Source organism: Rhodococcus sp. KBS0724 (genome assembly GCF_005938745.2).
Classification (GTDB): domain Bacteria; phylum Actinomycetota; class Actinomycetes; order Mycobacteriales; family Mycobacteriaceae; genus Rhodococcus_F.
In genome coordinates, this window is sequence record NZ_VCBX02000001.1 from 4402239 (window position 1) to 4424342 (window position 22104).

At 63.1% G+C, this 22104-nt stretch carries 23 protein-coding genes; 12 read left to right on the forward strand and 11 right to left on the reverse strand.

Annotation, left to right across the window (positions count from 1 at the left end; all coding sequences use genetic code 11):
* Positions 1–488 precede the first annotated feature (488 nt).
* Complete coding sequence (locus FFI94_RS20325; RefSeq protein ID WP_138869417.1) at positions 489–803, forward strand: hypothetical protein; 315 nt, start codon at positions 489–491, stop codon at positions 801–803.
* Here FFI94_RS20325 and FFI94_RS20330 read toward each other — a convergent pair whose 3' ends face one another.
* The gene (locus tag FFI94_RS20330) at positions 804–2546 is read right to left on the reverse strand and encodes a glycerol-3-phosphate dehydrogenase/oxidase (RefSeq protein ID WP_138869418.1); all 1743 of its coding nucleotides are present in this window, start codon (positions 2544–2546) and stop codon (positions 804–806) included.
* Between the two features lie 89 nt (positions 2547–2635).
* Between FFI94_RS20330 and glpK the strand changes: the two genes are divergently transcribed.
* Positions 2636–4126: a glycerol kinase GlpK gene (gene glpK, locus FFI94_RS20335; protein ID WP_138869419.1), complete on the forward strand. Its 1491-nt coding sequence runs from the start codon at positions 2636–2638 to the stop codon at positions 4124–4126.
* 51 nt (positions 4127–4177) lie between these two features.
* Here the strand turns inward: glpK and FFI94_RS20340 are convergent, their stop codons facing one another.
* On the reverse strand, positions 4178–5371 hold the full coding sequence (locus FFI94_RS20340) for a PLP-dependent aminotransferase family protein (RefSeq protein ID WP_138869420.1): 1194 nt from the start codon (positions 5369–5371) through the stop codon (positions 4178–4180).
* Between the two features lie 184 nt (positions 5372–5555).
* Positions 5556–6959, reverse strand: coding sequence for an NAD(P)H-quinone dehydrogenase (locus FFI94_RS20345; RefSeq protein WP_138869421.1), 1404 nt, complete (start codon positions 6957–6959; stop codon positions 5556–5558).
* A gap of 178 nt (positions 6960–7137) precedes the next feature.
* Between FFI94_RS20345 and FFI94_RS20350 the strand changes: the two genes are divergently transcribed.
* On the forward strand, positions 7138–7608 hold the full coding sequence (locus tag FFI94_RS20350) for a gamma-glutamylcyclotransferase (RefSeq protein WP_138869422.1): 471 nt from the start codon (positions 7138–7140) through the stop codon (positions 7606–7608).
* A 32-nt stretch (positions 7609–7640) separates the two neighbouring features.
* On the opposite strand, the gene FFI94_RS20355 is transcribed toward FFI94_RS20350, so the two are convergent.
* Genes FFI94_RS20355 through FFI94_RS20370 form a run of 4 tightly spaced genes read right to left on the reverse strand, consistent with a single transcriptional unit; the run spans position 7641 to position 11789 of the window.
* Positions 7641–8717: a hypothetical protein gene (locus FFI94_RS20355; RefSeq protein WP_185993266.1), complete on the reverse strand. Its 1077-nt coding sequence runs from the start codon at positions 8715–8717 to the stop codon at positions 7641–7643.
* Positions 8718–8772: 55 nt separating this feature from the next.
* Positions 8773–9921 (reverse strand): M20 family metallopeptidase, encoded by a 1149-nt coding sequence (locus FFI94_RS20360; protein ID WP_138869423.1) that lies wholly within the window; start codon positions 9919–9921, stop codon positions 8773–8775.
* Positions 9918–11078, reverse strand: coding sequence for a M20 family metallopeptidase (locus tag FFI94_RS20365; RefSeq protein WP_138869424.1), 1161 nt, complete (start codon positions 11076–11078; stop codon positions 9918–9920). The genes FFI94_RS20360 and FFI94_RS20365 overlap by 4 nt, the downstream gene beginning before the upstream one ends.
* Before the next feature lie 12 nt (positions 11079–11090).
* Entirely contained in the window at positions 11091–11789 is a 699-nt protein-coding gene (locus FFI94_RS20370) for an enoyl-CoA hydratase/isomerase family protein (protein ID WP_138869425.1), read from the reverse strand.
* Between the two features lie 67 nt (positions 11790–11856).
* Between FFI94_RS20370 and FFI94_RS20375 the strand changes: the two genes are divergently transcribed.
* Both FFI94_RS20375 and FFI94_RS20380 read left to right on the forward strand, forming a co-directional pair.
* On the forward strand, positions 11857–12642 hold the full coding sequence (locus FFI94_RS20375; RefSeq protein WP_138873310.1) for a purine-nucleoside phosphorylase: 786 nt from the start codon (positions 11857–11859) through the stop codon (positions 12640–12642).
* On the forward strand, positions 12639–14243 hold the full coding sequence (locus FFI94_RS20380; RefSeq protein WP_138869426.1) for a phospho-sugar mutase: 1605 nt from the start codon (positions 12639–12641) through the stop codon (positions 14241–14243). Before FFI94_RS20375 ends, FFI94_RS20380 begins: the two co-directional genes overlap by 4 nt.
* A gap of 1 nt (position 14244) precedes the next feature.
* On the opposite strand, the gene upp is transcribed toward FFI94_RS20380, so the two are convergent.
* A complete protein-coding gene (gene upp / locus FFI94_RS20385) occupies positions 14245–14868 on the reverse strand; it encodes a uracil phosphoribosyltransferase (RefSeq protein ID WP_138869427.1) in 624 nt (207 codons plus the stop codon).
* Positions 14869–14950: 82 nt separating this feature from the next.
* Between upp and FFI94_RS20390 the strand changes: the two genes are divergently transcribed.
* Genes FFI94_RS20390 through FFI94_RS20410 form a run of 5 tightly spaced genes read left to right on the forward strand, consistent with a single transcriptional unit; the run spans position 14951 to position 18176 of the window.
* Entirely contained in the window at positions 14951–15265 is a 315-nt protein-coding gene (locus tag FFI94_RS20390) for a hypothetical protein (protein WP_138869428.1), read from the forward strand.
* Complete coding sequence (locus FFI94_RS20395; RefSeq protein ID WP_138869429.1) at positions 15262–16239, forward strand: C40 family peptidase; 978 nt, start codon at positions 15262–15264, stop codon at positions 16237–16239. Before FFI94_RS20390 ends, FFI94_RS20395 begins: the two co-directional genes overlap by 4 nt.
* A 13-nt stretch (positions 16240–16252) precedes the next feature.
* On the forward strand, positions 16253–16597 hold the full coding sequence (locus FFI94_RS20400; RefSeq protein ID WP_138869430.1) for a hypothetical protein: 345 nt from the start codon (positions 16253–16255) through the stop codon (positions 16595–16597).
* Positions 16594–16893, forward strand: coding sequence for a YbaB/EbfC family nucleoid-associated protein (locus FFI94_RS20405; protein ID WP_138869431.1), 300 nt, complete (start codon positions 16594–16596; stop codon positions 16891–16893). The genes FFI94_RS20400 and FFI94_RS20405 overlap by 4 nt, the downstream gene beginning before the upstream one ends.
* A 47-nt stretch (positions 16894–16940) precedes the next feature.
* Complete coding sequence (locus FFI94_RS20410; RefSeq protein ID WP_138869432.1) at positions 16941–18176, forward strand: primosomal protein; 1236 nt, start codon at positions 16941–16943, stop codon at positions 18174–18176.
* Between the two features lie 23 nt (positions 18177–18199).
* Here FFI94_RS20410 and FFI94_RS20415 read toward each other — a convergent pair whose 3' ends face one another.
* From FFI94_RS20415 to FFI94_RS20425, 3 genes are read right to left on the reverse strand one after another with little or no spacing between them, the layout of a single operon-like run.
* A complete protein-coding gene (locus FFI94_RS20415) occupies positions 18200–19282 on the reverse strand; it encodes an adenosine deaminase (RefSeq protein ID WP_138869433.1) in 1083 nt (360 codons plus the stop codon).
* A 10-nt stretch (positions 19283–19292) separates the two neighbouring features.
* Positions 19293–20588 carry a thymidine phosphorylase gene (locus FFI94_RS20420; RefSeq protein ID WP_138869434.1) on the reverse strand — a complete coding sequence of 432 codons (1296 nt, stop codon included), beginning with the start codon at positions 20586–20588 and terminating at the stop codon, positions 19293–19295.
* Positions 20581–20985 (reverse strand): cytidine deaminase, encoded by a 405-nt coding sequence (locus FFI94_RS20425; RefSeq protein WP_138869435.1) that lies wholly within the window; start codon positions 20983–20985, stop codon positions 20581–20583. Before FFI94_RS20425 ends, FFI94_RS20420 begins: the two co-directional genes overlap by 8 nt.
* Positions 20986–21237: 252 nt before the next feature.
* Here FFI94_RS20425 and sdhC point away from each other — a divergent pair, with 252 nt between their 5' ends.
* Both sdhC and FFI94_RS20435 read left to right on the forward strand, forming a co-directional pair.
* A complete protein-coding gene (gene sdhC, locus FFI94_RS20430) occupies positions 21238–21642 on the forward strand; it encodes a succinate dehydrogenase, cytochrome b556 subunit (protein WP_072782401.1) in 405 nt (134 codons plus the stop codon).
* 1 nt (position 21643) lies between these two features.
* Entirely contained in the window at positions 21644–22099 is a 456-nt protein-coding gene (locus FFI94_RS20435) for a succinate dehydrogenase hydrophobic membrane anchor subunit (protein WP_138869436.1), read from the forward strand.
* The last annotated feature ends 5 nt before the right edge of the window (positions 22100–22104 follow it).

Below are 22104 nucleotides of genomic sequence, written 5' to 3' on the forward strand. Positions count from 1 at the left end.
AGCCAAATCGGTCGGATATGTCTGGATATTTCTTATGGTTGCCCGCAAAACAAACGCAACGCCACGCCAGGCTTTGGGTTAAGCCCTTGGGGCACGCGGGAGTAGACGCCCCGACTCGATATGAAGCTATCCCTCGATTCGCTCGAACATGCAGACAGCACTCCCAGTTCGTCGAGTACAGCTGTGCCAGTGAGGAATCCGCGCCGTGACAAGGACTTGATCAGGCGGATGAATCGACCTAGGCTGCTTGCGCGGATATGGGATTGACGAGCGGTTCGCATCGCCCGAAAATTCCAACCACTCATCGGATTTGGCCATACCTCGACCGGGGTGGCGTCGCGGCCAGATAGTTATTCGTATGCTGATAGCCGTGCGCGATATTGCGGTTTTTCTTGCAGCTGCCGAGCGGGGGGTCCACGCCGTTGTCGGCGCCGTTGAGTCGGCAGTGAGAGATGCGGCCAGTTCCGACTTCGCGCGGGGGTGAACACGTGCCGGGGATTCTGCGCGCTGTGGATGATGCCCGGGCCGCTGCCGGGTTGGCGCTCGGCGAACTACGGTCCGGGGACGATACGTACCGCATCGGGGTCATGCGCCGCACGAAGGCGTCGAGTCGGGCATGGGGACTGGACCGGCCTTCGCCCGAGTTGCTCTACACCATCGACTGTCCGTGCGGCGGAATGAATGTGTGGCAGCTGCCGAACACGGAATCGAAGCCCGATGAAGGCGACTGCGACTCGTGCGGGCGCACCCTGTTCGACTCTGCCGGTGCCCCGATCGCGCCCATGGTGGTCGAGCCCGCCTGACTACACCCGGTCTTGGACCTCCACTACAGGCTCGAGGATTTCCACGCGCGATTCCGGTGCCGCTGCCCGCAGCGCATCCGCTGCTTCATCGTCGGGCTGAGCCTGCGATTCAACTTCGGCCTTGACCCGGGCACGGTAGGTGTCAACCTCACGATCGACAGCTTCGGCGTCCCAACCCAATACCGGGGCAACAAGTTCTGCCACTTGCTGGGCACAATTGACGCCGCGGTGCGGGTACTCGATCGCAATGCGCGTGCGGCGCGCCAAGATGTCGTCGAGGTGGAGCGCCCCTTCCGCCGCCGCGGCGTACACTGCCTCGACCTGAAGGTAATCGGGCGCATCAGTGATGGGCTGCAACAACTCCGGTGTCTCGCGACCCAATTCCAACACTTCGGTGATCAAGGAGCCATACCGGTCGAGGAGATGCTTGACGCGATACGGATGCAGGCCGTACGTCTCACCCAACTGCATTGTCTGGTTGACCAACGCAAAATATCCGTCGGCACCCACGAGCGGCACCTTCTCGGTGATCGACGAGGCAACTCGCGCCGGAATGTCTTCGGATGCAACGTCAACCGCATCCTCGGCCATAACGCGATACGTCGTGTACTTTCCGCCGGCAATGGCAACAAGACCAGGTGCGACTCGCGCAACGGCATGCTCACGGGACAGCTTCGACGTCTCGTCACTCTCGCCGGCCAGCAGCGGACGAAGGCCGGCATACACACCGTCGATGTCGGCATGGGTCAATGGCGTCACGAGCACCGAATTTACGTGCCCGAGAATGTAATCGATATCAGCTTTGGTTGCGGCGGGATGCGCGAGGTCGAGATTCCAATCGGTATCCGTCGTTCCGATGATCCAGTGGTTGCCCCACGGAATCACGAACAGCACTGATTTTTCGGTGCGCAGGATGATCGCCGCTTCACTGACGATGCGGTCACGAGGAACAACGATGTGGACGCCCTTCGACGCCCGAACCCGGAACCGACCACGCTGACGCGACAGTGCCTGAATCTCATCGGTCCACACGCCCGTCGCATTGATGACGACGTGTCCCTTGACCTCAGCGGTCCGTCCGTCTTCGCAGTCACGAACACGTACACCCGACACCCGATCTGCTTCGCGGAGGAAGCCGACAACCTGCGTCGACGTCCGCACCACAGCGCCGTAGTGCGCCGCAGTCCGCGCAACGGTCATGGTGTGACGGGCGTCGTCGACGACTGTGTCGTAGTACTGGATTCCGCCGGTCAGCGAGCTGCGCTTGAGACTCGGCGACATGCGCAACGCCCCGGCCCGTGTGAGGTGCTTCTGCGAGGGCACCGATTTGGCCCCACCCATCCGGTCGTACAGGAAGATTCCAGCCGCCATGTACGGGCGTTCCCAGACACGGTGAGCCAACGGGAACAGAAATTTGAGGGGCTTGACCAGGTGCGGTGCCAGCGTCGTCAGAGAGAGCTCACGTTCGCGCAATGCCTCACGGACCAGCCCGAATTCGAGTTGCTCTAGATAGCGCAAACCGCCGTGGAACATCTTCGACGATCGAGAAGACGTACCCGACGCATAGTCACGAGCCTCGACCAGCGCGACTTTGAGTCCACGCGTCGCCGCGTCGAGCGCTGTGCCGACACCGACAACGCCGCCACCGACGACGATAACGTCGAACTGCTCGCTCTGAAGCTGCTCCCAGGCAGCTTCTCGCTGCTGTGGGCCGAGAAACTGCACACCCTGCTGCTTACTCAACCCGTATCTCCTGTAAGTCGACGACGAATTCGCATCCAGGCTAGTAGCTTCATGCTCAGACTGCGACAGCGCACGAACCAAGGAGACATGTGAACCAGTACATCGCCGCCATCGACCAAGGCACCACGTCGAGCCGATGCATGATCTTCGACCACGACGGCGCTGTTGTCAGCGTTGCCCAGAAGGAACACGAACAGATCTTTCCGCAAGCCGGTTGGGTCGAACACGACCCGGTGGCGCTGTGGATCAACACTCGCGAAGTGGTGGCGGGCGCACTCGCCAAAGCCGACATCACCCGCGCCGATATCGCGGCCGTCGGAATCACGAATCAACGTGAGACGACGGTGGTCTGGGAGCGAAAGACCGGAAAACCCGTCTACAACGCCATCGTCTGGCAGGACACGCGCACCGATCAGCTGTGCCAGGAACTCGGCGGAGACGCCGGGCCCGAAAAGTACCGCGCCCAGACCGGGCTGCCACTGTCGACGTATTTCTCGGGCCCGAAAGTCCGGTGGATTCTCGACAACGTCGACGGGGCGCGCGCCAAGGCAGAGGCCGGCGAATTGTGCTTCGGCACCATCGACACCTGGATTTTGTGGCACCTCACCGAGGGGCAGCACGTGACAGATGTCACCAATGCGTCACGCACAATGCTGATGGATCTGGAGACTTTGCAGTGGGACGAGTCGATTTGCGCGGATTTCGGGATTCCGATGTCGATGCTTCCGGAAATCCGCAGTTCTTCCGAGATCTACGGCAAAGGTCGTCCGCGGGGCAATCTGGCCGGCGTTCCTGTTGCAGGCATTCTCGGAGACCAGCAGGCAGCCACCTTCGGTCAGGCCTGCCTGTCGGTGGGTGAAGCAAAAAACACCTACGGCACCGGCAATTTTCTCCTGCTCAACACCGGCACCACTCCGGTCCACAGCAAGCACGGCCTCCTGACCACGCTCTGCTACAAACTGGGCGACGCCCCGGCCGTCTATGCGCTGGAAGGTTCTGTTGCCGTATCCGGCTCCCTGATCCAGTGGCTGCGTGACAACCTCGGGATCATTCAGAATGCCAAGGACGTCGAGGCACTAGCCGCCACCGTCGACGACAACGGCGGCGCCTACATCGTTCCCGCCTTCTCCGGTCTGTTCGCCCCGCGCTGGCGTCCCGACGCCCGGGGAGTCATCGTCGGCCTTACCCGCTTCGTGAACAAAGGCCACTTGGCCCGGGCAGCACTCGAAGCCACCGCCTACCAAACCCGCGAGGTCATCGACGCCATGCGCGCCGATTCCGGCGTCGAACTCTCCGCCCTGAAGGTCGACGGAGGCATGGTTGTCAACGAGACCCTGATGCAATTCCAGTCCGACATTCTCGGAGTGCCGGTCATCCGTCCCGTCGTCAACGAGACGACAGCCTTGGGCGCCGCCTACGCTGCCGGTTTGGCCGTTGGCTACTGGTCGGATACCGACGACATCCGCCGCAACTGGGCAGTTGGCAAGACGTGGGAGCCCGACATGGAGGAATCCGAGCGCGCCCGCCTGTACGCGGAATGGAACAAGGCCGTCGAGCGGACCTACAACTGGTCCGATTAGTCAGTTTCAACGGTTCACCCACACTCAATGACAAGTGCTGTGGCGCGGAGTTCAGCCCCGAGACTGAGCGGAAGCATCCCGGAAGGCGTCGCCCAGTTTCTGTGCGGCGTCTTCCAGCACGGTTTCCGGATACGTCGCAAAGCACAGACGGGCTGATCGGCTCAGGTCTGCGTCGACACCGAAGGCCGCACCGGGCACAAAGGCAACACCGTGCTTGACTGCGACGTCGAGAACCACGGCAGTATCAACCGGATCAGCGCTCTCCATCCAACAGAACATGCCGCCCCGCACTGGCGAGAATCGTGCACTGTCGCCGAAACCGGCCTCCAACGCACTGACAAGCGTCTTCGCACGGCCACCGTAGGATGTCCGCAACATGTCCAGATGACCGTCGAACCACGCAGTGTCCGAGAACAAATCAGCCGCGATCTGTTGAGTGAGTGACGACCCGCACAGATCTGCACCCTGTTTGATCAATTCGACGGCCTCGCAGACGCGCCGGTCACCGTGCAGCCACCCCACACGCAAGGCGGGCGCCAGCACCTTCGACGCACTGGACAGCCGAATCACCCTGTCCGACAACGCTGCAACCGGGATCGGCGGCGGCCCGTCGAAGTACAGTTCCCCGTACGGGTCGTCCTCGAGAATCCAGAAGCCGTACGTATCTGCCAGTTTCGCCAGATGCGTGCGGCGTTCGAGCGAGAGAACAGAACCGCGCGGGTTGTGAAAGTTGCTCACGGTATGAACAACTTTCGGACGCAGCCCGCCCGCAAGTTTCTCTTCGAGCACCCCGGTATCCATGCCGTCCGCGTCGACCGGGACGGGGACCAGGCATGCCTGCGCCGTCCGAAAGACCTGCAGGGCGCCGGTATACGCCGGATCCTCCACGACGACGGTGTCACCGGCGTCGAGCAACACCTGAGCCAGCAAACTCAGGCCCTGCTGGGAGCCGTGCGTGACAACCACGTCGGTCGATTCGAGTGTGCGACCGATCTTGACGGATTCGCGGGCCGCAATCACCTCACGAAGATGCCGCAATCCCGAGGTCTCACCGTATTGAACGGACGACGCATCACCGAGAGCGGCAGTCGCCGCCTGTGAAATACGCTCTCGCGGAATGAAATTCGGATCCGGCAAGCCGCCGGCCAAACTGATCACATCAGGGCGAGCAGTCAGGGTGAGCAAGTCACGAATTGCAGAACTACGGAGTCCACCCATTCGAGCAGACAGCGCGGCGTGTTTCATAGAAACTCCCAGGCACGCAAAAAGAAAGATCAGAGGAAAAACACCCTGAGCCGCCGAGGGGTCTACGGGGCGGGGAGAGCGCCGTGGTACCGGTCCATGATTCGACCGATACCACGACTATCCCACCATCACGCCAATATGTGAAATCGAGTTCTCAGATTTCGGGAAACCACATGACGGAGAATCAGTCGAGGTCGTCGTGACGCATGAGCTGACGCGCCGCCTCGGTGATCGAACCGGTCAGCGACGGGTAGACGGAGAAGGTCTGGGCGAGGTCATTGACGCTCAGGTTGTTCTGCACGGCCATCGCGAGCGGCAGGATCAACTCGGATCCGTTGGGCGCGACCACAACTCCGCCGATCACCACACCGGTTGCGGGACGGCAGAAGATCTTCACGAAGCCACGACGCAGTCCGGACATCTTGGCGCGCGGGTTGGTGTTGAGCGGCAACATGACGGTACGGGCCGGAACTTCACCGTTGTCGATTGCAGCCTGCGTCACACCCACCGTCGCGATCTCAGGACGTGTGAATACCGCCGACGCCACCGTCTTCAACTTGATGGGGCTCACGCCTTCACCGAGTGCGTGGTACATCGCGATACGGCCCTGCATGGCGGCCACGGATGCGAGCGGGAGCAGGCCGGTGCAGTCGCCAGCTGCGTAAATACCCGAGACAGCCGTGCGGGAGACGCGGTCGACGCGCAGGTAGCCGCCCTTGTCGAGCTCGATGCCAACCCTCTCGAGACCGAGTCCGTCGGTGTTGGGAACCGAGCCGACGGTCATGAGGGCATGGCTGCCCTCGACGGTGCGGCCGTCGGAAAGCTTGACGATGATTCCGTCCTCGGTGCGCTCGACAGCATCAGCGCGCGCGTGCTTGACCAGGATCACACCGCGCTCGGCCAATGCGTCTTCGAGTACGAGTGCCGCGTCGGCGTCCTCACCCGGGAGCACACGGTCACGGCTGGACACCAGCGTCACCTTGACGCCCATCTCGGTGTACGCGGACACGAACTCGGCACCGGTCACACCGGAACCGACAACAACGAGGTGCGAGGGCAGCTCTTCCAAGTCGTAGAGCTGACGCCACGTCATGATGCGCTCACCGTCCGGCTCGGCGCCGGGGATGATGCGAGGGCTTGCGCCGGTCGCGATGAGGACGACGTCGGCTGCGATGGTGCGCTGTTCACCATCGGCGAGTGTCGCTCGCACCTGGTGCGTCGCCAATCCGAGTTCCTGGTCCGTCAGCTCTGCGGTACCGGAGAGAACCTCGACGCCCACCGTCTGCAGTCGAGCGCGAATGTCCGAGGACTGGGACAACGCGAGTGCCTTCACGCGGGAGTGAATCTTGGGGAGCGAGACAGACGCCTGCTCGGGATCGAGCGTAATTCCCAGATCGGACGCGCGGCGCATGTCGGTGCGGATGCCGGTCGAGGCGATGAACGTCTTCGACGGCACACAGTCGAAGAGGACACACGCACCGCCGACGCCGTCCGAATCGACCAGGGTGACGGTTGCGCCGTGCTGGGCAGCAACCAGCGCTGCCTCATATCCGGCAGGTCCGCCGCCGATGATCACGATCCGGGTCATGTGTCCTCCATGTCGTCAGGCGACCGGCAGGGGTCTCCCGCCAGTCCATACAGCTCAGGTACAGCACGCGTTGGTCACGCTATTGCAGCGATCGAGGTCGCGCAGTGCTTGTACCAGATTACTAGCGTCCGGTGGTCCGCTTCGCGTCACCCTCACACCACCGTTTAGGCTTGCGCCCGTGTCGATTTATGCTGCGTACGGTTCCAACATGCACCCCGAGCAGATGCTGTTGCGCTGCCCACACTCCCCCATGTCGGGAACTGGATGGTTGCGTGGCTGGCGCCTGACCTTCAGTGGCGAAGACCTCGGCTGGGAAGGTGCCCTCGCCACAGTGGTGGAGGACCCGGATTCCAGCGTTTTTGTCGTCCTCTACGACGTGCCGGAAGAGGACGAGGTGAGCCTCGACCGCTGGGAAGGGGCCGAACTCGGACTGCACCGCAAGATCCGCGTACGTGTCGACACCTCTGATGGCGCGGTTCTGGCCTGGCTGTATGTCATGGACGCCTACGAGGGTGGCCTTCCGTCCGCTCGCTACATCGGTGTGATGGCCGACGCCGCCGAGATCGCGGGCGCTCCGGCCGACTACGTCCGGGAACTGCGGACGCGGAACAGCCGGAACGTGGGTCCCGGAAACGGATTGACCGACTGAAGCAGTTCGACCGACTGGCGCAATTCGACCGACTACAGCAGTAAGAAGTAGGCCAGCACCGCGAGCGCGATGATCGCCGCTACGGCGGCTACCGCGATCACGATGCGCGTAGAACCGGACTTGCCACTCTCGGTCTCCGCCACCGACGTACCTTCTGCCTCCGCAGTGGCCACCTGTGCCGCCTCGGCCGACGCGGCAACCCGCGGGACGTTGTCGAATACTTCGGTGACGTCGTGTGACGGCGGCAGTCCGATCGGCACGATCTTGTGCGACGTCGACGTGAAACCGGCAGCAAGAATTGCCGCACCGAGCGCTGCCGACTGTTCCGGCCCCGGTCCGAGTTCACAACGGACATTGAGCTTTTCGGCGACGCCTACAGCAATGGCCGTCATCGCCGCTTTGTCGCCCGCCATGTCACCGTCGCCGGTCACGACAACGGCGTCGAGGTTTTCCGGCATCCATCCGAAGGCGCCGAGCGCCGTCGCGATCCGTGAACTCGGCGAGCTTCCGTCGCCGGCAAATCCGAATGCGCGACCGGCGGCAACACCCGAACGCACCAGGGTGACAGCGGCTCCGGTGTCGTCGACGTGATAGATCCCGATGAGCGTTCCGGCCAGGGCCGCGATTTCCGATTCGAACCACGCCGACACCGCTTCGGCGTCGGAAACCAGGGTGACACGTTCGAGGCCCGCGTAGACCAGCGAATCACGCAGGATCGCCGCCGTCGAAGAATCCCAGCGTGACGGGTACGTCGCCACGATGTCAGGTGCGCCGCCGTCCTTGCCCCCACGATCGGGCAGCGGCTCGCATTCCTGCAACAGACAGCGCAGCGACGTTGCCACCAAATCTTCAGCGCGATAACGGGTATCAGCTGTTCCGGCCACACCGCTCGGATCGCCGACGCGGGCCACGAAACCCGTCCAGCTCTCCGTGAACTCACGGCCGCCGCCCAACTCCGACTCGCCGCCGAGCACGGTGGTGCCGTCCTTGCGTTGATTGAGAACCGTGTCCCGAACGATCACCACCGGATCAGCCGAACCTGGATCGTTCGACGCCACCACTGCCGTCGACACCACTGTGCCGATCCGCACTCCCACACCTATGGACATGCCCGTACCTTCACTCGAACCTTACGAAAAACGGTGCCCCCGACGGGAACCGGAACTAACCGAGAACGAGGCTTGTGAGTACCTTCACACCCACACCGAGCGCGCGCTCGTCGAGATCGAATGTGGGTTGATGGATATCGAGTTGTTCACCTTCGCCGGACCACACGCCCAACCTGGCCATTGCGCCAGGTACGGTCTCGAGGTACCACGAAAAGTCTTCTCCACCACCGGATTGTGGTGTGTCTGCCAGGGCGTCCTGCCCGACGCTGGCGATGGCGTCCTCGAACATACGCGTCGAGACCTCGTCATTGACGACGGGCGGGACACCGCGGCGATAGTTCAGTTGATAGCGGACACCTGTTGGTGCAAGCAGTCCGTGCACGATCTCCTCGACGAGAGGTTCGAGCAGTTCCCAGGTTTCGTGATCGCCGGTTCGGACGGTGCCTGTCATCATGCCGGTCTGCGGGATCGCATTAGGCGCCTGACCGGCGCTGACCGCACCCCACACCATGACGGTTCCGGTGCGCGGATCGATGCGACGGCTGAGCATTCCCGGCAAACCCGTGACAACAGTTCCGAGCGCGTAAATAAGATCGGTGGTCAGGTGAGGCCGCGACGTATGACCACCGGGTGAGTCCAGAACCACTTCGACGGTATCGGCTGCGGACGTGATCGCACCGAGTCGCATACCGACCTGGCCGGCTTCCAGGCGCGGATCACAATGCAGAGCAAAGATTCTCGATACACCGTCGAGCGCTCCGGCCGCGATGACGTCGAGCGCACCGCCGGGCATCACCTCTTCGGCCGGCTGGAAGATCAACCGAACTCCGACGGGAAGTTCCGGCAACGACGCCAAGGCCAGACCCGCGCCCAACAGGATCGTGGTGTGCGCGTCGTGCCCACAAGCATGGGAAACACCCGGGACCGTGGACGAGTACGTGGCGCCCGTCGCCTCCTGCATCGGCAGTGCGTCCATGTCGGCGCGCAGGGCGATGCGGGGTCCGTCCGGACCGATGTCACACGTCAAACCCGTGCCGCCGGGAAGCACCTTCGGTGAGAGTCCCGCCGCGGTGAGCCGCGTCGCGACAAATTCCGTTGTCGCGTACTCGTGGCGAGCCAGTTCGGGGTTGGCGTGAATGTGCCGTCGCCACGCGACCAGATCGTCGGTATGCGCGTGAATCCAAGTATCGATTGCCGCGTTCACCGGCGATCTACTCCTTCCAACAGACGGGCGCGTTCCGAAGGATCGGACGCTACCCGGACAGCAGTGCGAGCCAAGGCTATTGCGCCGTCGACAACAGCGCGATCAGCGGATTCCGTGACACATGCCGCCGCGAACTCCGGCTGATGTGTCACTGCCCCAGCTGAATCCAAACCGATAACGGGATGAATTCCAGGAATCACGTTGGTGACATTACCCATGTCGGTACTCCCGAGCGGACGGGAACGCTCCCATTCCGGTGCCAACGGCACCCGGCCCAGATCCAGGATCTGTTCGCGGTACACATCAGCAAGCCACGGATCTGGAGTCAGCTCGGTGTAGGTAGGCGACACGGTGCGGATCTCGTGAGTGCAGCCGGTGCCCAGAGCGCCGGCGGCAAAACAGGCATCGGCCCGCTCGGACAGATTGGCCAGCGACGCGGCGGTCTCCGCCCGCAGGTAGTACAACAGTTCCGAACGCGCCGGCACGATGTTCGGGGCGGTTCCGCCGTCACTGACGATGCCGTGAATCTGCTGACCGGGGAGCAGGTGCTGGCGCAACAGTCCCACTGCCACCTGAGCCAGTGTTGCCGCATCGGCGGCATTGAGCCCGAATTCCGGCGCCGCGGACGCGTGGGCCTCTCGGCCGTGGTAGCTGACGGCGATATCCGCCAAGGCCAACGACGTCGCACCGATGATGTCGATCGGGCCGGGGTGAACCATCATCGCAGCGCCGACGCCGTCGAACGCGCCGCGTTCGAGCATCAGCACTTTGCCGCCACCGGTTTCCTCGGCGGGCGTTCCGATCACCCGAACCGTGATGCCGAGTTGATCCGCCACCGACGCCAAGGCGATGCCGGCGCCTACCGCCGCCGAAGCGATGATGTTGTGTCCGCACGCGTGACCGATGTCCGGAAGGGCGTCGTACTCGGCGCAGATCGCGATGACGAGTTCTCCGCTGCCGTACGTCGCGTCGAACGCCGTGGGCAGATCGACCAGACCGCGGGTGATCGCGAAGTCGTGCTCCTCCAACAGGTCAGCGGTCTTGGCGCTGCTGCGGTATTCCTCGAATGCGAGCTCCGGATCACCGTGAATCGAGTGCGACAGCGCAATCAGATCGGTCTCCACAGACCTGACTACGCCGTCGACTTCATGATTCACCGAATCATTGTCTCACCCGAACGAGAAGTTGCTCTTGTCAGTCACCCGTCCAAGATCAACCAACAGGTCGCGATGAATCCCGGCCTTGATTCCGGCCAGGTTCGGTCCGTGCGTTGGCGTGAGCGCAGCGGCCTTGGCCACGGCGGTCGCGAGCACCGAATCGCCCTCGACGGTTTCCTGGACAATTCCGGCAGATAGTGCGTCGGCGCCACCGAACCGGCGCCCGGTGGTCATGGCCTCCACGGCCGTCTGCTTGGGAAGTCTGCTGTTCAGCAAGGCCGACATGCCCACGGTGAACGGCATGTTCAGGCCAACCTCGGGCAAGCAGTAGAAGCCGCGGCCGGCGCGCATGATCTGGAAATCGTGCGCCGTCGCGAACATCGCTCCCGCTCCGAAGGCGTGGCCACCGATCGCCGCAACCGTCGCCATCGGGAAGGTCAGCAAGCGGGTGTACAGCGTGTGCACCTTGTCGAGGTACCCCGGAAGGCCGTCGAGATTGGCGAAGATCCACGTCGTGTCGAGACCGTTCGTGTAGAACTTGCCTGTCGCCGTGGTGACCAGCGCAGCCGGCCCCTCGTGTGCTTCGACCTCGTCCAGTGCGCTGTGCACAGTCTGGATCCAGTCAGGAGTGAAACGGTTCTCGTTGTCCGTTTCGCCCTCGTTGCCGAGGTACAGGATGAATACGTCGCCGTCGCGTTCGAGATAAGGCATGAAAGGCAGAGTAATGCCCGGTAGGTCATCCGACGAACCGACCCGACTCGTCAGTAAGGTTGCGCACATGGGAACGATCGCCGAAGCCGCCGCTGCTGCTCTGTCCGCTATGACCGGAAGCGCGCCGCCGTCCGTCGCCGTAGTCCTCGGCTCGGGGTGGACTGACGCTGCCGACCAGTTCGGCGAGCCCACCGCCGAGGTGTCGATGGCCGACCTACCCGGCTTTGCTCCGCCGTCGGCGCTCGGCCATGCCGGAACCATCCGCACCGTCACGGTCGGTGATACCCAGGTTCTGCTGCTCCTCGGGCGCACCCACGCCTACGAGGGCCATGAACTCAGCTCAGTGGTCCATCCCGTTCGCACCGCCATCGCAGCGGGTGCGGACACCGTCATCCTCACCAATGCCGCCGGCGGTATCCGCGAGGACTACACCGTCGGTCAACCGGTCCTGATCAGTGACCACCTCAATCTGACAGCCCGTTCACCGTTGGTCGGCGCGGAATTTGTCGACCTCGTCGACGCGTACTCCCCCGAACTCCGAGCGCTCGCCCGCTCCATCGACCCCGAACTGGTCGAAGGCGTGTACGCCGGACTGCCAGGGCCCCATTACGAAACGCCGGCCGAAATCCGAATGCTGCGTACCCTCGGCGCCGACCTCGTGGGCATGTCGACTGTCCACGAGACCATCGCGGCCCGTGCGCTGGGGGCACGCGTGTTGGGCATCTCGATGGTCACCAATCTTGCGGCGGGCATCACCGGCGCACCACTCGATCACCAGGAAGTGCTCGCGGCAGGCAAGGCTTCCGCCACCCGAGTGGGAACGCTGCTGCGCCAACTGGTCCGCGAACTGTGAACCAAGCGGTACAGGAGTGGATCAACTCCGATCCCGACCCCGAGACGCGGCGCGAACTCGAATCGCTCTCCGAACATGAACTGGCCGAACGTTTTTCCGCCCCACTGACCTTTGGTACAGCGGGGTTGCGCGGTCCGGTACGAGGTGGCCCACACGGAATGAACGTGGCCGTTGTCATCCGCACCACCGCCGGACTCGGAGCGTGGCTGAAAGCGCACGGTCACAGCGGCTCTCACGTTGTTGTCGGCCGCGACGCTCGCCACGGTTCCGAAGCATTTGCGACTGCCGCCGCCGAGGTCCTGGCCGCCGACGGATTCGACGTGACCCTTCTCCCCCGCCCGCTGCCGACTCCGGTGCTCGCATTTGCCGTTCGATCACTCGGCGCCACTGCCGGAATCCAGATCACCGCGTCGCACAACCCCGCCGCGGATAACGGCTACAAGGTGTACTTGGACGGCGGATCGCAACTGGTCTCACCGGCCGATCGTGAGATCGAAAGCGCAATCGCGAAGGTCAGTGGTGCGTCGAGCATCGCCAGAACCCCGGTGACGGCGGTGGACAATACGGCGCCGGATAACTCCGTGATCGACAACTACATACGACGCGTCTCGACCCTTCCGCACGGGCAAGCCCGCAACATTCGCATCGCACTGACACCACTACACGGCGTCGGTGGCGACACCGCACTGGCTGCGTTGCATGCCGCCGGTTTCACCGACGTCCACGTAGTCGCCGAGCAGTTCGATCCCGATCCCGATTTCCCGACCGTCGCCTTTCCCAATCCGGAAGAGCCGGGCGCTGCCGATGCGCTCCTCGCGCTGGCCGACACCGTAAACGCTGATCTCGCGATAGCTCTCGATCCGGATGCCGACCGCTGCGCCGTCGGGGTACACGACGGCGACGGGTGGCGGATGCTCCGTGGAGACGAGACCGGCGTGCTGCTTGCCGACCACGTACTTTCCACGGCGCAACCGAATTCGCTGGTAGCAACCACCATCGTGTCGTCCACTCTGCTCTCGAAATTGGCTCCCACTCGCGGCGCCCGGTTCGCGTGCACCCTCACCGGGTTCAAATGGCTCACCCGAGCGGGCGACGGCCTTGTCTACGCCTACGAAGAAGCGATCGGCCACTGTGTCGACCCCGACGCCGTCCGGGACAAGGACGGAATCTCCGCCGCCGTTCTGGTTGCCGATCTGGTTGCCACCCTCTCGGAAAACGACCGAACCTTGCTGGATGTGCTCGACGACTACGCCCTCGAATTCGGCTACCACCACGGGGACCAAGTTTCCCGCAGAGTCGACGACGTTGCCGACATCACCACGATCATGGATCGCGTGCGGAACAATCCACCACACGAAATCTGCGGCGAAGCAGTCATGTTCGAAGATCTGGCCACACCCGACTCGCCACTGCGCACCGACGCTGTGGTGTTCACCGGCGCGACGACGCGCATCGTCATCCGCCCGTCCGGCACCGAGCCCAAACTCAAGTGCTACCTCGAAGTCGTGATTCCGGTAGCGGCCCGCAGCGAACTCGTCGACGCCCAGGCAGCAGCGAAGGCCCGGACAACACAACTCCGGGCCTTCGCAGAAAATTTGTAGGCTAGCGCGGTCCGAACTGCCGATCGCCCGCGTCGCCGAGTCCGGGCAGGATGAAAGCGTTCTCGTCCAAGCCGTCGTCGATGCTCGCCAGAACCAGCCGAACCGGGTGGCCGGACTCCGCAAGCGCGTCGACGCCACGCGGTGCCGCAACAACACACACTGCCGTGACGTCGGTAGCGCCGCGCGCAACGAGCAGGTCGATCGTGTGAACCATCGATCCACCGGTTGCCAGCATCGGATCGAGTACGAATACCGGGATTCCGGAAAGATCAGCAGGCAGCGACTCGAGATACGGAACGGGTGCGTGAGTCTTCTCGTCGCGCGCCATTCCCACAAAGCCGACACCGGCCGAAGGGATCAACGCACTGGCCTGCTCGACCATGCCCAGACCGGCGCGCAGCACCGGGACCAGCAACGGAGGCTTGGCAAGTCGAATACCTGTTGTCGCCGCCACCGGTGTGTCGACGGGGAACTCTTCGATCTCCGCATCGCGCATTGCCTCGTACACGAGCATGTGCGTGAGTCGACGCAGAGCTGACCGGAATGTCGAATTGTCACTGCGTGCATCACGCATTGTCGTCAGGAGTGCCGCTGCCAGCGGATGGTCGACTACGTGCGTTTGCATGACCATGAGGATAGTTCCTCGGGAACCGAGCGGCCCCCGGCGGCGTCCAAGAAAGGAGTAAGCGCAACGGGGGGAAGAGAAGTTGGACAATTTTCTAGCTCACACAGAAGACATCACGGACTTCGGTTCGCGTCTGGCCGCCATCGCCGACACCGTCGCGCGCGCCCAGGCCGACGCGGCCCGTCACGATCACACTGCGCTCGGCGCAGTCCTGGGATTGATCGCCGAGGACTTCGTCCGTGTCACCGGCGAAGCACAACAGGCTCAGATCGACGACCTCGGCCGTCTCGCCACCGTTGTATCCAGCGCCGCAGCCGCCACACACAGCGCCCGCGACCTGTATGCCGGCACTGACGAGTCGGTTCGCTCCGCCATCGTCGAAGCGGCCCGGACATGATCCCCGTCGAGGCCCTTGCCCGGCCGATCATCGACCTGGTGGCAACCCTGGGGTCCGGCGTCACCGACTCGAACGGACCTGAGGTCGGACTCCGCATCGCGTCGGACGTTCTGGAGATCGCCTACCAACTCGGTACCGCCGCGCTGGGGGAACTGTCCGGCGGCGGAACATCCACCGCGGGCATGAACGCCGCAACAGCGATGACCGAGCAGACCCAAGCGGCAACTCGAACACTCACCGACCGAGGCACCGACATCGCCGGAATTGTCGACGAGGCAACCATGACGGTGTCCGCCGGGATCAACGAATTGAACGGCATCTTGCAGTCGTTTCTCGGTATCGCCGCCAAAGCCGGTCCGGCTCTCCTGACACCACCAGGTCAATTGATGCTCGTTGCAGCGGCATTCGACCATCTGGGGCGCGCAATATCCGTCGTGGAGAGAATGCGCGGCGATCTCACCGGGTCCACCGACAAAATGTCCGCTCTGGTGCCGCCGGTAGCGCTACCGGATACCGCGCCCGGGGCCACGAATGCGGAGTCGTCAACCGGTTCCGTTGCGAGTACCGGCAGTGCGGCAGCGGGATTGCAGATCGATTTGCCCGACGGTTCTGTTGCGACTGCGCCAAACGCCGAAGCCGCCGCTGCGGTGCGCAATGCGCTCACCCAGCAAGGAGTGCCGTACGAGTGGGGCGGAACCTCACCCGGAGTAGGCCTCGACTGCAGTGGTTTGACGCAATGGGCCTACGGACAAGCGGGCGTCGACATTCCGCGCCTTGCTCAGGAACAAGGCATCGGCAGCCCCGTCGATCAGGCCAATCTCCTGCCGGGCGACCTCGCAGTCTGGGACGGCCACGTCGCCATGGTGATCGGCAACGGCCAGATGGTCGAGGCCGGCGACCCCGTCAGCGTCAGCCCCGTCCGAACATCCAACATCGGCATGGGATTTCACGGCTTCTACCGACCCACCGAGTGAAATGAGCACGATTATGCACGACACACCGCGCCCACCGAGCGTCATCACCGCAGTGGCGGCAAATCGCCGCGGGACAATCGCCTTACGGGCCACCGAACAGGGCATTCCCATCGATATCCGAATCCATCACAGCGAATTACGCTACGGCGGTGCTCGGCTGGCAACCGAGATCATGGCCCTCGCCGCCCGGGCCGCCATGGAGGCCGGGGTCCGCCACCGTCTCGAACTGGAAGCGGATGGCGTTCCGGCGGACATCGTAAACGCTTTGGGACTCGCAACACGCGAGCAATTGGCCGACGCCCAAGCAGCCGAAGAGCACACCGACACAGCCCCGGCTACCTGGATGCGATCGATATGAACGAGATGGACCGAATCATGGAGCGCGCCAAGAGTCAGTGCGGTTTGATGCAGGACGCCGTCGGAGGCGTCGACGCTATCCGGGCCACCGCAGCTAGCCCTGACGGCACGGTTGTCGCCTGTGTCAACGGACTGGGCGCGTTAGTCGAACTGACCATCACCGACGCCGTGACCACCATGGAACCGAAGGCTGTCACCGCACTGACCATTGCCACCATCCACCAGGCAGTTCACCGCAGTAACGTCGAACGCGAACGTCTGATGAATCAACTCGGGCGCTCACTCGGCGAGGTGTGAGTAACCCGCGCTATGCGCAGGGCGATCGGGTCGATAGGCTTCCGCCCATGGCTGGAGATATCGTCCCGATCGAAATCGGTCTCACAAGTGGAGACCTCGTCACGTTGTGGGCGCCTCGGTGGCGTGAGGGCGACGACGAATGGGAGGCCTTCCTCGGTCACGAGGAAGATCTGTACGGGTTTGCCTCGGTCGCGGAACTCGCTGCCTTCATCCGCACCGATACCGACAACGATTTGGTCGACCACCCCGCCTGGAGTGTTGTGGCCGGACTTTCCGCTGCGGAACTCGAACCGGAGGAGAACTTCACGTTCGACTTCGTGGGAGTGCCGGAACTTGCTGCCGGGGACCCGGAACCGCTGGTCGTCTCGGAACTCGAAGACACCTTGAACATGGCCCGCAATATCGGTGAAGTCTGCGAACTGGATTCCGTGATCCGGTTCTTCAGCGGCCACCCGATTCTGGGTGCACTCGCGACGGGCGCGAGCACGTTCGACGGTCGTGAAGGACTCGAGATCTGGGATCAGGTCGGCGCAGCCATCGCCAAGGACTGGGACAAGGTTCTCGACGCGATCGACAACGTGGTGACGTCACCCAAGGTTGATGCCGGCGCCGTGGCAGTCGCCGAAGCCGAACTCCTCGCCGCCGCCGAGAACACCGTCGATGCGGACGACGTCGCCGAAGAGGGCGAGGACGAGGAATTCGACGAAGACGACCTCGACGAGGAAGACGAGATCGAGACGTTTTGGGGCGAGGTCGGCGTCGATCCGGTCCGCATCATCACCTCGGCCGACACCTTCTACACTCTGCGCTGCTACATGGGCGAACAGGCAATCTTCCTCGGTAAGGACGGGTTGATCACGGTCTTCCGGTCCGAGCGCGCTCTCGCACGGTATCTCGCCGACAATCACGAGCACGATCTGTCACAGGTGAGCACGTACGGCCTGATCCAGAATGCAGCCGTCGACGGTTCACTCGACATCGAGGTCACCGACGAGAATGTCTACGTTCTCCCCGGCATCGCCGACGACCTTGCCCAGGGCCCGGATGCCGTCGACGTCGAACAGCTCGAACTTGCTGTCGAATTGTTCACCGATGCAGCCGATTTCGCTGACGACGACTCCACCGAGGAAACCCTGTCCGCGTCCAACGAGCTCGGGTGGTACGTCTCGTACCTCCTCAACCCCGATCCGTCCCGGATGGCTCCCAGTGCGCCGTTCACCAAGGAATCCGAAGGATGGCGCGAACTCGAGCGTGAGTTCGAGACACGTCTGCGTCCTGAGTAAACGGCGCTATCCGGTCAGTTCGGCTAGCCGATCAGTACGGCGTACCCGGGCTTGATGACGTCGTCGATGTACGCGAGACGCTGGTCGAACGGGATGAACGCAGATTTCATGGCGTTGATCGTGAATCGTTCGAGGTCGGTCCAGCCGTAGCCGAACGTGTCGACCAGCGCCGCCATCTCGCGACTCATGCTGGTATCACCCATGAGCCGATTGTCGGTGTTGACGGTGACCCGGAACCGCAGGTCTGCCAACAGGCCGAACGGGTGATCGGCCAAGGCGGCTACGGCGCCGGTCTGGACGTTCGAGCTCGGGCACAGCTCCAACGGGATGCGCATGTCTCGAACGAAGTTCGCGAGCCTGCCCAACTCGTGACGACCGTCGATGGCGGTGACGTCGTCCACGATGCGCACACCATGCCCCAACCGGTCGGCTCCACAAAATGCGATAGCTTCGTGAATCGACGGCAACCCGAACGCTTCACCGGCATGGATGGTGAAGTGCGCGTTGGCATCCCGCATGTACTCGAAGGCGTCCAGATGACGACTCGGCGGATTCCCGGCCTCGGCACCGGCGATGTCGAAGCCGACCACACCGCGGTCACGGAATCGCACAGCCAGTTCGGCGATTTCACGAGACCTGGCGGCATGACGCATGGCGGTCAACAAGCAGCCGATCTGGATGTTGCGCCCCTGTGCCTGGGCCGCTGACTCCCCTGCCCGGAATCCTTCGAGCACGTGCTCAACCACTTCGTCGAGCGTCAACCCCTGTTCGAGATGCTGTTCGGGCGCAAACCGCACCTCCGCGTACACCACGTTGTCGTCGGCTAGATCCTCGGCGCATTCCTGCGCCACGCGTGAGAGTCCCTCGGCGGTCTGCATCACGGCCACGGTGTGCGCGAAGGTCTCGAGGTACAACTCGAGCGAACCGCTGTCTGCTGCGGTTCGAAACCACTGCGCGAGTTCGGCAGACGTGTGCGCCGGCAGATCCGTGTATCCGGAATGCTCCGCCAGTTCCAGGATTGTCTGTGGACGCAGACCACCGTCGAGGTGGTCGTGCAGTAGAACTTTGGGCGCGCTACGAATCGAGTTCAACACCGGTGCGTTCATGCAACATAAGCTAACGCGAGTCACCCCCAATCCGCTCGATGAGCAGCGGCCGCGACACTGTGTCGGATTCGGGCCCGATTGCCCAACTCCCGTCGAGACTTCGGCGGGCGGCGTCAAATCGTTCGGGCGTGTCCGTGTGCAGTGTCAGTAACTTCTGCCCGGCACGGACCACGTCACCAGGCTTTGCGTGCATCTGCACCCCGGCACCGGCTTGGACTGCGTCGCCTTGGCGCTCGCGTCCCGCTCCCAGTTTCCACGCTGCGATACCGACGCCCATGGCATCCAATCGGGTGAGAACACCATCGCGGTCGGCAGTCACGACCGCGGTGTGCCGAGCCACCGGCAAGTCCGCATCCGGATTGCCGCCCTGCGCTTCGATCATGGCCCGCCACCGATCCATGGCACTGCCGTCGGCGAGCTTCTGCGCGGGATCCACATCGTCGATTCCGGCCGCCGACAACATTTCCCGAGCCAGGAGGAGGGTGAGTTCGACGACGTCAGCAGGTCCGCCGCCCGCCAGCACCTCGACCGATTCGCGCACTTCAAGGGCGTTACCGGCAGTCAGGCCGAGTGGCGTCCCCATCTCGGTGATGAATGCCGTTGTGCGCATACCGGCGTCGTTGCCCAGTTCGACCATGGTGCGCGCCAACTCCCGCGCGTCGCCGAGTTCCTTCATATATGCACCCGAACCGACCTTCACGTCCAGCACCAGGGCACCGGTTCCTTCGGCGATCTTCTTGCTCATGATCGAACTCGCGATCAGCGGAATGGATTCCACCGTCCCCGTGACGTCCCGCAGGGCGTAGAGCTTCTTGTCTGCCGGCGCGAGATTTGCACCCGCAGCACAGATGACCGCACCGATCTTCGGGTTCGCGAGGATCTCCACCATCTCGGCTGCGGTGAGATCGGCACGCCAACCCGGGATCGCCTCGAGTTTGTCGAGAGTTCCACCGGCATGGCCGAGTCCACGCCCTGACAGCTGCGGAACGGCAAGACCACACGCCGCAACCAGAGGTGCCAGCGGAAGCGTGATCTTGTCTCCCACACCACCGGTCGAATGCTTGTCCACCGTCGCAATCGGCAAGTCCGAAAAGTCCATGGTGCCGCCGGATTCGATCATCGCCCGCGTCCAGCGGCCGGTCTCCGAGCGCGTCATCCCGCGGAAGTAGATCGCCATGGCGAGGGCCGCCATCTGCTCGTCGGGTACAACACCCGCAGTGAACGCCTGCACGATCCAATCGATCTCGGTACCCGAGAGCTCCCGACCGTCACGTTTTGCTCTGATGATCGACACGGCGTCAAACATGGCGAAGTCCTTCCGTTTGATCCGGTCCGAATGCGTCCGGGAGTAACTCCGCGAGTGGGCGCGGTCCGCGAGTGGTGTCGATCAGAAGTTCCGCGCCGCCGTGTTCGAGTAGGAGCTGTCGGCACCGGCCACACGGCATCAGTATCGCGCCGTCGGCGTCGGCGCACGAGAAGGCAATCAAGCGTCCGCCGCCGGTGGCCGCTAAGTTACTCACCAGTCCACATTCGGCGCACAAGCTCAAACCGTATGAGACATTTTCCACATTGCATCCTGAGACGATTCGACCATCGTCCACTAGTGCCGCGGCACCTACCGCATATCCGGAGTACGGGGCATAGGCCCGACGCATGACTTGTTGCGCGTTGTCGCGCAACAACTTCCAGTCGATTTCACCCATGGTTCACAATCCAATCACGCCAACTGAATGCATGCAGAAACGACACGATACGGCCACAATAAAGATTGGAAAGGCAAACCTTACAAAGACATTGGTTGGTGTACGAATCCCACGGCTGATTAGTTCCCCGTTTCACATAGGTTTAGAGTTTGGGTCAAGTCGGTTCAGGACCACGTCGAGCCCGGGCTGAGTACCTCGAAGCTCTCTGCAAGCTCGGCGCGTCCACCAATGACGTTGGAGGCACAGCACTCGATGAGTACTACGACTGAAGCCGCTCCTCAGAAGGAGCGCACGAGGTCGCTTTACCGGGGCGACCCCGGAATGTGGTCCTGGGTTCTACACCGGATCACAGGCGTCGCAACTTTCTTCTTCCTATTCGTACACGTTCTCGATACAGCCCTCGTGCGGGTCAACCCCGACACGTATGACGCTGTCATCGACACGTACAAGAACCCCGTCGTCGGTCTCATGGAGATCGGCCTCGTCGGTGTGGTTCTCTACCACGCCCTCAACGGCGTGCGCGTGATGCTCGTGGACTTCTGGTCGAAGGGCCCGAAGTACCAGCGCGTCATGCTCTGGACCATTCTGGCGATCTGGTTCCTGGTGATGATCCCGGGCGCCGGACGCATCCTCATCAACATGTTTGCGGAGCACTGACATGGCGACTACTCACGGACCCGAAGCCAAGAGCCTCGGCACCTCATACGACCGTCCGGCCAGCCTGGACAACCCGCGTTCCCCGCGGGCAAAGGCCAAGAACAACTTCGAGCTGTACGCGTGGCTGTTCATGCGTTTCTCCGGCGTCGCCCTGATCGTCCTGGTCCTGGGCCACATGTTCATCATGCTGATGCTCGACGGTGGCGTTCACCGTCTGAACTTCGCATTCGTCGCAGGCCGCTGGTCCAGCCCGTTCTGGCAGATCTGGGATCTGACGATGCTCTGGCTGGCGCAGCTTCACGGCGGCAACGGCCTGCGCACGGTCATCGCGGACTACTCCCGCAAGGACTCCACGCGCTTCTGGCTGACCACGATCCTCGTCATCTCGATGATTCTGATCATGGCACTGGGCACGTACGTCATCTTCACCTTCGACCCCAATATCTCGGCGAGCTAGGGGAG

Coding starts and splice junctions, on each gene's coding strand:
- FFI94_RS20395 (WP_138869429.1), top strand. CDS start 15,262: ATGATCCCCGTCGAGGCCCTTGCCCGGCCGATCATCGACCTGGTGGCA.
- FFI94_RS20425 (WP_138869435.1), bottom strand. CDS start 20,985: ATGGGTGAAATCGACTGGAAGTTGTTGCGCGACAACGCGCAACAAGTC.
- FFI94_RS20405 (WP_138869431.1), top strand. CDS start 16,594: ATGAACGAGATGGACCGAATCATGGAGCGCGCCAAGAGTCAGTGCGGT.
- FFI94_RS20370 (WP_138869425.1), bottom strand. CDS start 11,789: ATGCCTTATCTCGAACGCGACGGCGACGTATTCATCCTGTACCTCGGC.
- FFI94_RS20410 (WP_138869432.1), top strand. CDS start 16,941: ATGGCTGGAGATATCGTCCCGATCGAAATCGGTCTCACAAGTGGAGAC.
- FFI94_RS20415 (WP_138869433.1), bottom strand. CDS start 19,282: ATGAACGCACCGGTGTTGAACTCGATTCGTAGCGCGCCCAAAGTTCTA.
- FFI94_RS20355 (WP_185993266.1), bottom strand. CDS start 8,717: ATGTCCATAGGTGTGGGAGTGCGGATCGGCACAGTGGTGTCGACGGCA.
- upp (WP_138869427.1), bottom strand. CDS start 14,868: ATGCAAACGCACGTAGTCGACCATCCGCTGGCAGCGGCACTCCTGACG.
- FFI94_RS20435 (WP_138869436.1), top strand. CDS start 21,644: ATGGCGACTACTCACGGACCCGAAGCCAAGAGCCTCGGCACCTCATAC.
- FFI94_RS20375 (WP_138873310.1), top strand. CDS start 11,857: ATGGGAACGATCGCCGAAGCCGCCGCTGCTGCTCTGTCCGCTATGACC.
- FFI94_RS20420 (WP_138869434.1), bottom strand. CDS start 20,588: ATGTTTGACGCCGTGTCGATCATCAGAGCAAAACGTGACGGTCGGGAG.
- FFI94_RS20340 (WP_138869420.1), bottom strand. CDS start 5,371: ATGAAACACGCCGCGCTGTCTGCTCGAATGGGTGGACTCCGTAGTTCT.
- FFI94_RS20400 (WP_138869430.1), top strand. CDS start 16,253: ATGCACGACACACCGCGCCCACCGAGCGTCATCACCGCAGTGGCGGCA.
- FFI94_RS20345 (WP_138869421.1), bottom strand. CDS start 6,959: ATGACCCGGATCGTGATCATCGGCGGCGGACCTGCCGGATATGAGGCA.
- sdhC (WP_072782401.1), top strand. CDS start 21,238: ATGAGTACTACGACTGAAGCCGCTCCTCAGAAGGAGCGCACGAGGTCG.